This window comes from Algibacter sp. L4_22 (assembly GCF_023473045.1).
In the GTDB taxonomy this organism is placed as follows: Bacteria; Bacteroidota; Bacteroidia; order Flavobacteriales; family Flavobacteriaceae; genus Algibacter.
The window spans coordinates 510,878-524,631 of the sequence record NZ_JAMCOK010000001.1 but is presented as its reverse complement, the minus strand read 5'-3'; the positions used below and the strand labels follow the sequence as shown (position 1 = coordinate 524,631).

At 29.1% G+C, this 13,754-nt stretch carries 13 protein-coding genes and 1 tRNA gene; 7 read left to right on the top strand and 7 right to left on the bottom strand.

Annotated elements, in window-relative coordinates:
• Positions 1–4 precede the first annotated feature (4 nt).
• Entirely contained in the window at positions 5–2,014 is a 2,010-nt protein-coding gene (locus tag M4I23_RS02280) for a glutamine--tRNA ligase/YqeY domain fusion protein (RefSeq protein WP_249753291.1), read from the bottom strand.
• 114 nt (positions 2,015–2,128) lie between these two features.
• Here M4I23_RS02280 and M4I23_RS02275 point away from each other — a divergent pair, with 114 nt between their 5' ends.
• From M4I23_RS02275 to M4I23_RS02265, 3 genes are all read left to right on the top strand, one after another.
• Positions 2,129–2,338 carry a zinc ribbon domain-containing protein gene (locus tag M4I23_RS02275; RefSeq protein WP_249753290.1) on the top strand — a complete coding sequence of 70 codons (210 nt, stop codon included), beginning with the start codon at positions 2,129–2,131 and terminating at the stop codon, positions 2,336–2,338.
• A complete protein-coding gene (gene folB, locus M4I23_RS02270; RefSeq protein WP_249753289.1) occupies positions 2,338–2,700 on the top strand; it encodes a dihydroneopterin aldolase in 363 nt (120 codons plus the stop codon). Before M4I23_RS02275 ends, folB begins: the two co-directional genes overlap by 1 nt.
• 50 nt (positions 2,701–2,750) lie before the next feature.
• Positions 2,751–2,821: transfer RNA gene (locus M4I23_RS02265), tRNA-Cys, on the top strand.
• Positions 2,822–2,987: 166 nt separating this feature from the next.
• On the opposite strand, the gene M4I23_RS02260 is transcribed toward M4I23_RS02265, so the two are convergent.
• Complete coding sequence (locus M4I23_RS02260) at positions 2,988–3,677, bottom strand: LysE family translocator (protein WP_158846452.1); 690 nt, start codon at positions 3,675–3,677, stop codon at positions 2,988–2,990.
• Positions 3,678–3,979: 302 nt separating this feature from the next.
• Here M4I23_RS02260 and M4I23_RS02255 point away from each other — a divergent pair, with 302 nt between their 5' ends.
• The 3 genes from M4I23_RS02255 to M4I23_RS02245 all read left to right on the top strand — a co-directional run bounded on the left by M4I23_RS02255 (position 3,980) and on the right by M4I23_RS02245 (position 6,123).
• Entirely contained in the window at positions 3,980–4,309 is a 330-nt protein-coding gene (locus M4I23_RS02255) for a hypothetical protein (protein WP_249753288.1), read from the top strand.
• A 44-nt stretch (positions 4,310–4,353) separates the two neighbouring features.
• Positions 4,354–4,674, top strand: a complete 321-nt coding sequence (locus tag M4I23_RS02250; RefSeq protein WP_249753287.1) for a hypothetical protein — start codon at positions 4,354–4,356, stop codon at positions 4,672–4,674.
• A 114-nt stretch (positions 4,675–4,788) separates the two neighbouring features.
• Positions 4,789–6,123, top strand: a complete 1,335-nt coding sequence (locus M4I23_RS02245) for a sigma-54 dependent transcriptional regulator (RefSeq protein WP_249753286.1) — start codon at positions 4,789–4,791, stop codon at positions 6,121–6,123.
• On the opposite strand, the gene M4I23_RS02240 is transcribed toward M4I23_RS02245, so the two are convergent.
• The 4 genes from M4I23_RS02240 to M4I23_RS02225 all read right to left on the bottom strand — a co-directional run bounded on the left by M4I23_RS02240 (position 6,116) and on the right by M4I23_RS02225 (position 10,506).
• The gene (locus M4I23_RS02240) at positions 6,116–8,530 is read right to left on the bottom strand and encodes an ATP-binding protein (protein ID WP_249753285.1); all 2,415 of its coding nucleotides are present in this window, start codon (positions 8,528–8,530) and stop codon (positions 6,116–6,118) included. The genes M4I23_RS02245 and M4I23_RS02240 overlap by 8 nt on opposite strands.
• Before the next feature lie 170 nt (positions 8,531–8,700).
• Entirely contained in the window at positions 8,701–9,294 is a 594-nt protein-coding gene (locus tag M4I23_RS02235; RefSeq protein WP_249753284.1) for a DUF3575 domain-containing protein, read from the bottom strand.
• A gap of 126 nt (positions 9,295–9,420) precedes the next feature.
• The gene (locus M4I23_RS02230; RefSeq protein WP_158846439.1) at positions 9,421–10,095 is read right to left on the bottom strand and encodes a head GIN domain-containing protein; all 675 of its coding nucleotides are present in this window, start codon (positions 10,093–10,095) and stop codon (positions 9,421–9,423) included.
• 111 nt (positions 10,096–10,206) lie between these two features.
• Positions 10,207–10,506, bottom strand: a complete 300-nt coding sequence (locus M4I23_RS02225; protein WP_249753283.1) for a heavy metal-binding domain-containing protein — start codon at positions 10,504–10,506, stop codon at positions 10,207–10,209.
• A 291-nt stretch (positions 10,507–10,797) separates the two neighbouring features.
• On the opposite strand from M4I23_RS02225, the gene M4I23_RS02220 reads away from it, so the two are divergent.
• A complete protein-coding gene (locus M4I23_RS02220) occupies positions 10,798–11,325 on the top strand; it encodes a sigma-70 family RNA polymerase sigma factor (RefSeq protein WP_249753282.1) in 528 nt (175 codons plus the stop codon).
• 8 nt (positions 11,326–11,333) lie between these two features.
• Here the strand turns inward: M4I23_RS02220 and M4I23_RS02215 are convergent, their stop codons facing one another.
• Positions 11,334–13,553, bottom strand: a complete 2,220-nt coding sequence (locus M4I23_RS02215) for an FUSC family protein (protein WP_158846433.1) — start codon at positions 13,551–13,553, stop codon at positions 11,334–11,336.
• Positions 13,554–13,754: the final 201 nt, after the last annotated feature.

The window sequence follows — 13,754 nt, the reverse complement described above, 5'->3', positions numbered from 1 at the left end:
CGATTTAATTAAATGTTTTAGCTTCTTTCACTAATAACTCATTTTTATCATCTAATGCCTTTTCAATAAACGCATTAATATCATCATTTTTAGCTTGTCCATTTTCCAACAAAACTTTTAAAATAAGGGCCACAGCAATACGTGTTCCTACTTTTTTAACAGCGGTGTTAAAAAGTGGTTCTACCTCATGGTAAGTAACATCTTTGGCTAGTTCTAAAATTTCAGTTCTAACTTTTAGTCGTTTCTCTTCAGGTAGATTCGTGTATTTTTTTCCTAATTTTTGAATCACATCAATCGCTTTTCTTTGCGACTGTTGTTGTGGTTTTTGTTGATTATTATTTGCATTTTTATTCGCTTCTGCCTGCGGCTTCACCTTTGCCCAAGAATCGCGTAAACCAACCGTTTTATTAAATACTAATTTATCTGAAGACGAATCGTTATCTACATTAAAATATCCTAAACGTTGAAATTGGAACCTTTGCCCTATTTCAGCATCTTGTAAACTTGGCTCAACAAAAGCTTCCACTAATTTTAAAGAATCTGGATTTATAAATTCCATAAAGTCTTTATCTTGATGGCTATCTGGAGCTTCATCTAAAAATAAACGATCGTATTCTCTAACTTCAGCTTTTACAGCATGCTTAATAGATACCCAATGTAATGTTCCTTTTATACGGCGTTCGGTATCATCAGAATAGGTGCAATGTACTTCTGTTATATTTCCGTTAGCATCTTTTACAACCGATTCTGCTTTTATAATATAAGCGTTTTTTAAACGTACTTCTCCGCCTAATTTCAAACGGAAAAACTTATTACTTGCTTCTTCTTTAAAATCTTCTTTTTCAATATAAATTTCACGAGAAAATGGCACTTTTCTAAAACCAGCGGCATCATCTTCTTGGTTATTTTCAGCTTCAAACCATTCCTCTTTATCTTCAGGATAGTTTGTAATAACCACTTTAATCGGGTCTAAAACCGCCATAACACGTGGTGCTGTTTTGTTTAAATCTTCGCGAATACAAAATTCTAAAAGCGATACATCAATCATGTTTTCTCGCTTGGCAACACCAACCGCTTCCACAAATTTTCTAATAGAATTTGGTGTATAACCTCTACGACGCAAACCAGAAATGGTTGGCATACGTGGGTCGTCCCAACCATTCACCACACCATCCTCAACCAATTTAAGCAACTTACGCTTACTCATAATGGTGTAACTTAGGTTTAAACGGGCAAATTCGCGCTGTTTTGGGCGTAATTTATCAGTTGTAACTACTTGGTCCAAAAACCAATCGTAAAGCTCTCTGTGAGGTTTAAATTCAAGTGAACATAACGAGTGTGATACCTGCTCTAGATAATCACTTTCACCATGCGTCCAATCGTACATTGGATAAATACACCAATCGTTTGCCGTACGGTGATGATGTTTCTTTAAAATACGATACATAATAGGGTCACGCATTAACATATTTACATGTTGCATGTCTATTTTAGCACGTAAAATATGTTCACCTTCGTTAAATTCTCCCGCTTTCATACGCTCAAATAAATCAAGGTTTTCTTCAACAGTTCTATTTCTAAAAGGTCCATCTACACCTGGTTGCGTTGGTGTTCCTTTTTGTTCGGCCATTGCTTCGCTAGATTGCGAATCGATATACGCTTTGCCATCTTTTATAAATTGTACTGCCCAATCGTATAATTCTTGAAAATAATCGGATGAAAACAATTCCTTATCCCATTTGTACCCCAACCAAGAAACATCTTCCTTAATTGAATCTACATATTCCTGCTCTTCTTTAGCTGGATTGGTATCATCAAAACGCAAGTTTACCGGTGCATTATACTTTTCACCCAAACCAAAACTAATTCCGATAGCTTTGGTATGGCCAATGTGTAAATAGCCGTTTGGTTCTGGTGGAAACCTAAAACGAAGACGGTTTGTTGGCATTCCGTTTGCCAAATCTTCTTCTATAATTTGCTCTAAAAAGTTGAGTGATTTTCTTTCTTCCGACATATTTAAATAAATAAGCTTCAAAATTACGTAAATTCAAGTTATTTTTGACCTAATTCTAGCTAAGAAGCGTAACAAATTTGGATTTATTGTAACTAATATTTTAAAAGCTATGCTATGAAAAATAATAATTACAGTTGTCCAAAATGCGCAAACAGAGAATTTGAAACCAGTGAAATGCGCGCCACTGGTGGTCGATGGTCTAAAATATTTGATGTACAAAACAAAAAATTTACTTCGGTAACTTGTAAACGTTGTACATATACCGAATTTTACAAAGCCAAAACCAGCGCCTTGAGTAACATTTTTGATTTATTTACAAACTAATGGGAATAATTAAAGTAGAAAACATTCGCGTATTTGCATACCACGGCTGTTTAAAAGAAGAAACAAAAATTGGTAGCGATTACCGTGTAGATTTAAAAGTAAAGGCGAATTTACAAGAATCGGCAAAATCGGATAAACTTAGTGATACTGTAGATTATGTGTTTTTAAACCGTATTATAAAAGAGGAAATGGAAATTCCATCGTATCTTTTAGAAACCGTAGCTAAGCGTATTTTAGATCGTATTTTTAAAGAAGATACTATGGTTACAAAAGCAACGGTTTCGGTAAGTAAATTAAACCCTCCAATTGGCGGAGATGTTGCTCGTGTTACCGTAAAAATGACCGAAAAGCATAAAAAGTAATTTAAAGTGTTGGAAATTGTAATTTTTTTTTAAATTTGCACCTCCATTAAGGTGTCGTGGCCGAGTGGCTAGGCTCAGCTCTGCAAAAGCTGCTACAGCGGTTCGAATCCGCTCGACACCTCAACAAAAAAGCTTTCTATTTATTTAGGAAGCTTTTTTTATGCCTTATATTTTCTAAGATAAAATCTCATTTTATTTAACTTAAACGCACAATTACGCCATATTGATTTTCAACCAAGCCGTTTAAACTGTAAAAAATAGATGAATTATGAAGGAAATGCTTTTAATTAATTATTTTCTCCTAATGGACTAATTTGTTCTAACTTTTCTTTTAAAAGCTCCTTTTCCTTCGGAAAAAATCCTTGCACTAAAAGCAATACACCAAAACCCAAAATAACCAAAGCAATTACCTTTTTTGTTTTATATATAAGGCGTGGTGTTAATTTGTTTTTAAGTTTTTTAGCGACTACAATTTTTGCTAAATCAGTCAAAAAGTAAACAATTAAAATAGTACTCAAAAATACAACTACTCCATTTTTAGATGTGGTTAACGAGTTTGCTAAAACAATAAAAGCCACCCAACCAAGCAACACACCAATATTTATAAAATTAAGCAAAAAGCCTTTTAAAAATAATTTTCCGTAGCCTTTTTTAACTTCAACTTTATGATATTCTCTAACAATTTCACGAAAGGATTTTGAAGTTTTTATGAATGAAATTAATCCGTAGACTAATAATAATACGCCACCAAATACTAAAAAATTTGGATCGTCCTTTATCTTCTCAAGAAGCTTATTGGTACTAAAAAATGCAACCAAAATAAAAATAATATCGGCTAGCATTACGCCACTATCAAAAATTAGCGCGCTCCGAAAACCTTTTGTGGCACTCGTTTCCAACAGTACAAAAAATACTGGACCAATGGTGAAAGCTAGAATAATTCCGAAGGGAATAGCTCTTAAAATATCGTCAAACATAAACTTAATAGAAGTTTATACAAAGTAATGAAATATTTTAAAACTTTCTTGTTAATAACAAAAGAAACCCATAATCAAAGTTTACTTAGCGTTCAATAACAAATAACAGTGTAATATTTACACACTCTCCTACCATTTTACACACTTTTTACACATAAAATATTATAACTCATTTTTACAAAAATTCATAAAATACTATTATTCAGTTAATTAAAAATAAAAAATATTTAATTCTATTTACGGCATATTTATTTCTCTTAAGTAATCGTAAAACAATTTACAATAATCAAAAAACAAAAATCATGAAAAAATTAATTTTAACAGTAGCAATCGTAGCAAGTGGATTTTCAACTTTCGCATTATCAATCAATCCTATTCAAAATGAAATGATAAGCGTTTCTATTACAGAAGAATTTAAGGAAATTACTTTAGAAAGTTTACCTGCAGAAATTACAGCAGCTATAGCAAAAGATTTTGCTTCAGCTACGCTTAATAAAGCATATGTAAACGGGAAAGAGCAATTTAAACTTGAAATGACTATCGATGGTACAGACAACGTAGCATATATTGATAAAGATGGTAACTGGTTGAAAGCAAGTGATGTTGAAGCTACTGAAAATAGCGAGGAATAATATTTTATAAATAATTAAGTATATAATAATCAAAAAACAAAATCATGAAAAAATTAATTTTAGCAATAGCAATCGTAGCAGGTGGATTTTCAACTTTCGCATCAACAATTAATCCTATTCAAAACGAAATGATAAGTGTTTCTATTAAACAAGAATTTAAGGAAATTACTTTAGAAAGCTTACCAGCAGAAGTTACAGCAACTATTGCAAAAGACTTTACTTCAGCTACGCTTAACAAAGCTTATGTAAACATTAAGCAACAATATAAACTTGAGATAACTATCGATGGTACAGACAATGTAGTATATATTGATAAAGATGGTAATTGGTTGAAAGCAAGCGATGTTGAAGTTACTGAAGAATAATATATTCTATCACATTTATTATAAAAAGACGTTTTGAAATAAAACGTCTTTTTTTCTGTTTTAAAAATATACCAATCAACTAAACTTAATACATTTGTTGATCAATCACTTTTTATGAAGCAAATCTTATTAATTGAAGATGATGTCTCCTTTTCTAAAATGCTAAAACATTTTTTAGAACGGCATAATTATGCAGTTACTGTAAGTTATAATATTAATAGTGCGTCTACGCTTTTAAAACAACAGAACTACGATTTAATTTTTACAGATTTACGCCTTCCCGATGGAAATGGTATAGATTTACTAAAACAAATAAAGGATAGTAAAAACACGGTTCCTGTAGTTTTAATGACTGGCTACGCTGAAGTTTCGACCGCAGTAAAAGCGATGAAACAAGGTGCTTTCGATTATATTTCTAAACCCTTTAATCCAGAGGAAGTCTTAGAGGTTATTAGTAACGCTTTAGAAAAGAAAACCATTGATTCTAATTTTGAAACAACTAAACCTCCAAAAGACAAAACTAATATAGATTTTGTTAAAGGTATTAGTGCAGCTTCTACCACTCTAAACGAATATATTCAATTAGTAGCACCAACAGACTTATCTGTGTTAATTACCGGCGAAAGTGGTACAGGTAAAGAAGTTGTAGCAAAAACTATACACTTAGAAAGTTTACGAAACGGTAAACCATTTATACCTGTAGATTGCGGTGCTATACCTAAAGAAATAGCATCTAGTGAGTTTTTTGGACATAAAAAAGGAGCTTTTACAGGTGCAACAGACGATAAAATAGGTCATTTTGAAGCTGCCAATGGCGGTACTTTATTTTTAGATGAAGTTGGCAATTTAACCTATGAAAATCAAATACAATTACTGCGAGCTTTACAAGAAAGAAAGGTTAAGCCCGTGGGAAGCAATAATGAAATTAATGTTGATATCCGGTTAATAACAGCAACAAACGAAGATTTACTTCAAGCTGTTGAAAAAGGTACTTTTCGTGAAGATTTATACCACCGTTTAAATGAATTTTCTATTAAAATTCCCAATCTAAAAGATAGAAACAACGACTTAATTCTTTATGCAGATTTCTTTTTAGAAAAAGCGAATAAGCAATTAAATAAATCGGTAATAGGTTTTTCAAAAAGTGTTTTAAATATTTTTCAAGATTACCAATGGCCAGGTAATTTAAGAGAATTATCTAATGTGATTAAAAGAGCCACTTTATTAACACAAACTGAAATTATTGATACAAATGTTTTACCCGTTGAGTTAAAACAACCCAAAGAATCGAATACAATTAGCAACACATTTTCAACTAAAGAAAATGAAAAAATGCTTATTATAAAAGCTTTAAAAGAAGTTGGAAATAATAAAACTAACGCTGCAAAATTATTAAATATCACAAGAAAAACACTCTATAATAAAATTAAGGAATATAACCTTAACTAAGGTAAGCTTCTAAATTCTTTATAAACTTATCTAAATAATTTTTAAAATCTATAAAATCATTATTTTCAATAGTTTTACCTGATTCAAATTTTTCTAAAAAAGGAATAACAGAGTCTACATTTAACTGTTTAAACATAGTAAGCATTTTATGGCTTGTACCATTTATGGTATCAATATCGTTACTATTTTTAGCAACTTCTAATAGTAGGTAATTCCTTTTAGTATCTTCTAAAAAAGTATTTAATATACCTTCTATTGCAGCAGTATCATTATTAAAAAAAACGTTCAATGAATCGAGACTAAATCCTTCTGTTTGTATGCCACTATCCGTAATAGAGTTAATTGTTTTATGAGATGCTTTACTACTAAAAAAAGATTGTAAAATACCCTCAATTTTACTAGAACTAAATGGTTTTATTAATACTTCGGAAAAACCACTATTTATATAATCTTTGGTAGCCATATTTGCCCTTCCAGTCATTGCAATTATAGGTTGATTTTTATAAGACGAATCATTTTTAAGAACTTCCATAAAATGAATACCATTCATTTTTGGCAACTGAATATCGGTTAAAACAAAATGGTAATCTATATGTTTTATTTCATCTAAAGCCGTTTTTGCATTATCAAACATATAAACCTCAACACCGTATTGTTTTAGCACATCATGAATAAGTTGTCGCATAGAAACATCATCTTCTACTACTATGGCTTTCAAATTAAAATTTAAGGCTTCTAACGGCTTACTAGACGTATTTAAAACCTTATCCGAAAGCTTTACAGGTATCTTTAAAGCAAATACACTTCCTTTATTTATTTCGCTCTCTAACGTTAATTTTCCTTCTAAAAGTTCAACTAGTTTTTTAGAGATTGTTAAACCTAATCCAAAACCAGTATGGTTAATATCCTGGTTATTATCTGCCTGTGCAAATTCCTTAAAGATATGTTCCTTTTGGTCTTCACTAATACCAACTCCTGTATCGGTAACTTTAATTTCTAAAGTGCTATTTTTTAGAGAACTAGAAATTGTGATACTACCTGCATTAGTGAATTTATAGGCATTAATAATTAAATTAAACAAAATCTGCTTTAATCTAAATGGATCGGTAATTATAAGTTTACTTATAGATTTATCGTGTTCTATAATAAATTCAACAGGTTTATATTTAACAATATTTTTTACGTTTTGGACAATTTCATCTATATGTTTTTCTAAGTTAAACGGTACAGGCTCTATAGCTATATTTCCATTTTCAAGTTTCGAAAACTCTAAGAGGTCATCCACTAATTTCCCCATATAATTAGAAGCACTAAAAATGTGTTCTATATAATTCTTATCCTTTTTATCTTGTATTGAATTTTGAAGTAATTCACTAAACCCTGTAATTGTGCTTAAAGGTGTTCGTAAATCATGACTAACCATAGATATTAATTGTTCTCTACTTTTTAATAGAGAAGATGCAGTTTCATTAGCGGTTTCCAATTGTTTTCGATAACGTTGGGTTTTTCTAAACTCATTTAAAATGATAATTGAAAAAATAATGATAACTACAAAACTAATGCCTGCAGCAAATAAAATAATATTTTTACTACGGTTAATCGTTACTTCTCTTTGTTTATTGATATTACTAGTGTAACGAATAATATCACGTTCTAAAGCGCTTAATAATTCTTGTAATTTTTTAAAAATAATTAAATCATTCTCTATAAGCTCTCCTTCTTTTTTCTGTAAAAATGCACGCTGATTATTAGATTTAACCTGAGCATCTTTTAGCATGTTTTTTGAAATAGATAATAATGAATCTATTTCTTCTTGATCCACTTTATTTATTGAATCTCTAGGGTTATATTTATTTAGTATTTTTACGTATTCTTCAAAATTTAAACGTGTTTTTTTATCTAAAGCTTCAGGATTCTTAACAAGATCGTTTATAGAAACCTTTCCTAAATGAGAATCGATTGAGGTAAGTTTACTAATTGCTTTATTTATAGATTCATTAGAGTTATCACCGTTTTTTAAGTTTTTCAAATACGTAATGTTTTCAAACTTTCTATCTACAAATACTCTAATACTATCTAAAATATTTTTTTGAGAACTACTATTAATAAGCAAGTTAAGCGAATCTATTTTTAAAAGTAGTTGATCATTTTCAAAAACATATTCCTTAAACTTTTCCGAAGAATTTAATTGAATTGCAGCTCTTGCTAAACTTTCATTTTCATAAATATCGGCGATTAAACTTCCTGTTTTAATAATTTTACTACGATCTGAAATATCTTGTTTTTGTAAGCTTGTAAATGTTTTTATTTCGTAAAAAATTAAAAACCCAGAAGTAACAGCCAAAATAACTAGTATAATATAACCAATTATAACTTTAAAAGTAATAGCACGTTTAGCATATTTCATAAAAAATAAATAATGTTTAACCTTATAAAAATTGGTTAATAATACTGTTTTTGCTTTATACTTAAATCTAATTTTTTAAATAAAAAAAGTAATAATATTAATTACTATTCTTTCAACTATAAACTGTTTAACTTATTGTTTTTTTTACATACTTTTTGCAATAAAAAATACTAGTTTAACTTATAAGCTAGCATAAGACCACCACGATAAGGTAACCACTCCCCACTTTTATTATACTTTGTAGCACCTTCAAGACGCTCACCAGTGTCTATGTGATAGCCTTTATAGAACCCTTGATGCCATCCACCACCAAGAAAAATATCGAGCATCCACTTATCATTTATTTTTTTCTGAAAACCAATAGTAGAACCAAGCATATAACCCAAACCTTGTTGATATACATAATCCCGATCTCTAAAATTTTTAGCTATTTTAAACGTTGTACCAGCTAAGTGTATTCCCGCATAAAAACCATGAAAACGCTCTTTAAAATGATATCTTAATTCTGAAGTTGCTATGCCGAATTTATATGGTAATCCATCGATAGAATTCCAAAAAGAAGCCATAATATCAAATTGGTAACTAAATTTTTTACCAACAGTAGTTTCAATTCCGAAGTGTGGAACCGCTAATAAAATAGTTGCAGCATTACCTTTAATGTAAGTTTCTCTTTTAGGTAAATTTCTTTCTTCTACATCTTGAGCATATATTTGAAATGTTCCTAGAAATAAAATAATACTGAATAGATAAAAATTAAAATTCATGTAGTTAGTTTTTTAGTTTTAAAACACCTAAGACACTTTTTATCAGAAATATTACAAATCTAAAGTTTTTAACTACATGAATTTTAAAAGAATTTTTATTGAAATAAATGAGACTATTATAATAACCTAATCTACGTATATAACACGTCCACCAAAAGCTTTATTTTCGGTAACATTTTTTGGTTTACCATAAATAAATACATCGCCTCCAGCTCTAATATTAACATCAATTTCATCGGTAGCGGTAACATGAGCATCACCAGCTGCTTTAATAGCTACTTCAGTTTTAGTAGTTTTAAGTTCTTGACCTTGGTATATTCCACCACTAAATAAAGAAATTTTCTGACTTGTTGACGTTCCCGTAGTTTCAATAATACCACCTGTAATAGCTTTAATGTTAGCAAAAGTAACATCTAGAGCTAAATTTATAGATGCACCTTCCTGAGCTCTTAAATCGATTTCAAATTGCTTTAAAACATCATTAGAAATCACTTTGGCTCCTTCGTTAACATCAATAACATCCACAGCTGTATAATGTAGTTTTATTTTTATATTGTTACCATCGAAAATCTTATCTAAACTCATTTTTATTTTTAATAATCCGTTTTTATTAACGATTACAACATCTTGAGAGTTTTTACCCGAAATTTCAACCTTATTAACATTATCTTTTACAAGCTCTACCTCTATTAAATCGTAAACTTTTAAGGTTGTAAATTCTCCGATTTCTTTGTCTATACCGTTATTCGCAAATAAACTTGTAGTGATACAAAGCACTAAAATTTTAACTATTGTTTTCATCTGTATTTTATATTATTTGATTCCTGTTTCTATTAGACGTAAAATTATCAATAATTGTTCCGAAGTTTTAAACTTTAGCAAAACATTATCATTCATTTGCAATATAAAAAACTAAACCACAGTAACAGCGGTACCTGTAACAGAAACCACAATAATACCCGAACTCGGTAAAGTTTCTACATCTATGCCAATACCAACAACTGCATTTGCCCCAAGTTTGCTAGCATTATCTTTTAATTTCTGAAATGCCTCTTCTTTAACTAGATTTATTTTATTCTCGTAAGATTCATAATATTTTTCCATATTAAACGTAAGCGTTGTTTTTGGCATACTTACATCTACGCCTGTTACGATGCCTAAATAATTTTTTATACTGTGATCTTCTATAGTGTCTGTTGTTGTTAAAATCATATTCTTGTATTTTTTATATTGGTGTTTAATTAGCCGATAATGTTACAAGTTATTAAATTTATTTAAAAAAAATGTATCCTTTTTACCTTTTCTAGGTCTCCTTAATGAATAATAAAATTTAAAAGATATGACTACTTGTAAATGTACTAATTGCGATTGTACAAAATGCAATTGCACAAATTGTTTAGAAAACAATTGCTCTTGTAATACATGCGAATGCAATAAATGTAATTGTTGTTAAACCCTTTATAAAGGTTAGTATTAATACTAACCTTTTCTTTATTTTTGAATATGGAAACTAAAAACATATGGAACAATTTCAATGACGAGCTTTATTTTTTTATTCTTAAAAAAGTAAAAAACGAAAACGATACCAAGGATATTTTCCAGAATACATTCTTAAAAATTCATAAAAATCTAACGAAACTTAAAAACAACGAAAAAGTAAAAGCTTGGGTTTTTCAGATAGCGAGAAATGAAATAATAAATCATTTTAATAAAGAATCTGTTTACGTAAAAGAAGTAAATACAAATAAAGAAACTCCACAAAACATATATCAAGATGTATGCTGTTTTGATCGCTTCATAACCGATTTACCAAAAATTCACAGAGACGTTATCGAGCTCGTTTATATAAAAGGTTTAAAACAAAAAGAAGTTGCAAATACTCTAGATATAAGCTTAGAAAATGTAAAAGTCAGAATAAAAAGATCTAAAGAAATTTTGAAAAATAACTTTAAAGCATGTTGTAAATACGACCTAGATAAAAACGGTAATTTAACTGGAGAGCCAAATTGTTCGGTTTGCAACCGTGTTTAAGGTTTTTCCTAAATTTTTCTTATTTTTTTCACTAAACTTTCCGATAAGCTATATAACCATCTTACTTGTTCGAATACTAATTGCGTTTCATGTAATTGCATTCTCATTTCTTTTGAAATAGGTAATCCTTTTTCAATTTCTTTATCTCTTTGTGTAGATAAATTATGAAAATAGTTTTCATAATTTCCAGTTGCCATGGCTAATTCTTTATTATCTAAACTTATATTAGATTCCTCTTCATTATTTAATATTCCATTTGCTATTTCTAAATTAGATAAAATATGTTTTACATAAATTTCAAATTGTTCCGGAACTTTACCAGTTTCATTGGTTCTAATGTACATTCCTAATGCTGAAAGGGATGATAAATAAGTATTAAAAACAGTCATTAACTCATAAACTATAGCACTATTTTCTTGTTTAGATTTTGGTTCTTGAATTAATCTTTGATATGCTGCATTTAAATTTCCTACTTGTAAAAAAGCTTCTTTTCTAGCTAACTTATATGCTGTAGATGCTTCACCTTTTACATGATATAATTTATCTATTTCCTTTAAAAGCTCTAAAAAACTTTCAATCGAATTTGAAAAGAATTCTTTAATGTTTTTAGATTCCCAAGCGGGCCAAAAAAAGTAATTACCCACAAAAGCCAATAAAGAACCAATTAAAGTATCGAAAACTCTAAACTTTATAACTGTTAAAATATTCGGGTTAATTAAAGCAAACATAAAAATTACATACACTGTAATAAATGCAGCCGCATTTCTGTAGTTGTTTTTGACTAAAGAAAACCCTATTATTAACGACGAAGCCGCTATTAAAGCATAAATTATTGGGTTTTGAGTTAAAAAAACAATTCCAACACCAATTGCAGCTCCAATTAACGTTCCTACTACTCTGTGCTTAGTTCTCTCTTTAGTTAAACCATAGCTAGGCCTCATAATAACCACCACGGTTAATAAAATCCAATAAGGTTGTTGCATTTCAATTACATAACCAATAATAAAACCAATTAACATAGTGAGTGTTAACCGCAATGAATGCCTAAATATTGGTGACTCAAAACTAAAATTTGCTATTAATTTTTTAAGATCATAATCTTGAGGTGTAATAAATTGTTCGGCGTCTTTTATACCTCTAATTGTATCGTTTTTAGAGTAACCATTTAATATTCTAAAAATATCTATTAGGTTACTTATTTGCTTTTCTTGGTATGTTTTGTAGTTTAATAAAAATATAGTGCCTTCTCTAGATTCTGATATGCCAATGCTTACTTTATAAATTTGAATATGATTTTCTATTTTTTTAAGTAAAACTTTAAAATTGTTTTTAAACGAAAGCTTTTCCTCATTTAGAATAACTTTGGAAACATGTTTTAATCTATTTGAAATTTCAAAAATTAATAGTTTAAACTCATCTATTATTTCAGGATGTTCTTTAAACGAAGCATCAAGCTTATCATAATCAATAGTATTAGAAATAGCCAACTCATATATTTCCATTATTTTGGAAAAAATTAACTGTTGTCGTCTTGTTCTATTACTAAAACCAGAGCTTAATCTCTTTTCTAAAATAACTTCTCTTATGGTTTCGTGAAGCTCATTTATTTCTGTTTGAAGTTTAAAATTCTGTTCTAAAAGATTACTTCTATCATCGATTTCAACCAATAGTTTCCCTCTAATTTTTACAAATTCCGAAGTTTTTTCAATCAGTTCAATAAATAAATAATCTACTTGAACTCTTGGTAATACCAATTGCGTTAACATGGTTAAAAATAAAAACCAAACTCCACCTAAAGCTATAAATAATGAATGTTCTAAAATAGAAATTTCTCCACCTTGATGCGCAAAAGCTAAAACCAAGGATAATAGTCCAACTAATGAGATTAGCGATGCTCTAAAACCAAATACAGAAATATAAGAAACTGAGAAAACTAAAACGATTATTAGAGGCACTAATACTATAACATAATTACTAAAATAACCTATTAAAAAAGTTATTGAAAAAGCCAAAATTATCGACACCAATATACCGTAAAACTTATGTTTTAAACTACCTGGAACATCTGATGGTGCACATAAAATAGCTCCTAAAGCAATGCTAAATCCTATATCAAATCTATCGAAAAAATAAATGGATATTAATACAGGTATTGCCATTGCTAAAGCAACCAAAAGTGCTTTAATAAAATGTATACTTTTAAAGTATCTAATTAAATTATTAACCATAATTAGGATTAAGTTTCAAATTTAAGAAGGATTTTTAGGTAAGTCTACCTATTTGGAATATTTAAACTTAAAATAATGCTAAAATTACTTTAAGCGGATTAACTACTCTAAAATTTTATAAATGATTAAAAAAAAGGGTAGAAATTTATAAATACGGTTTAGGTATAGCTAGTAATTTAATTAAGTAAACTTATTAAAATG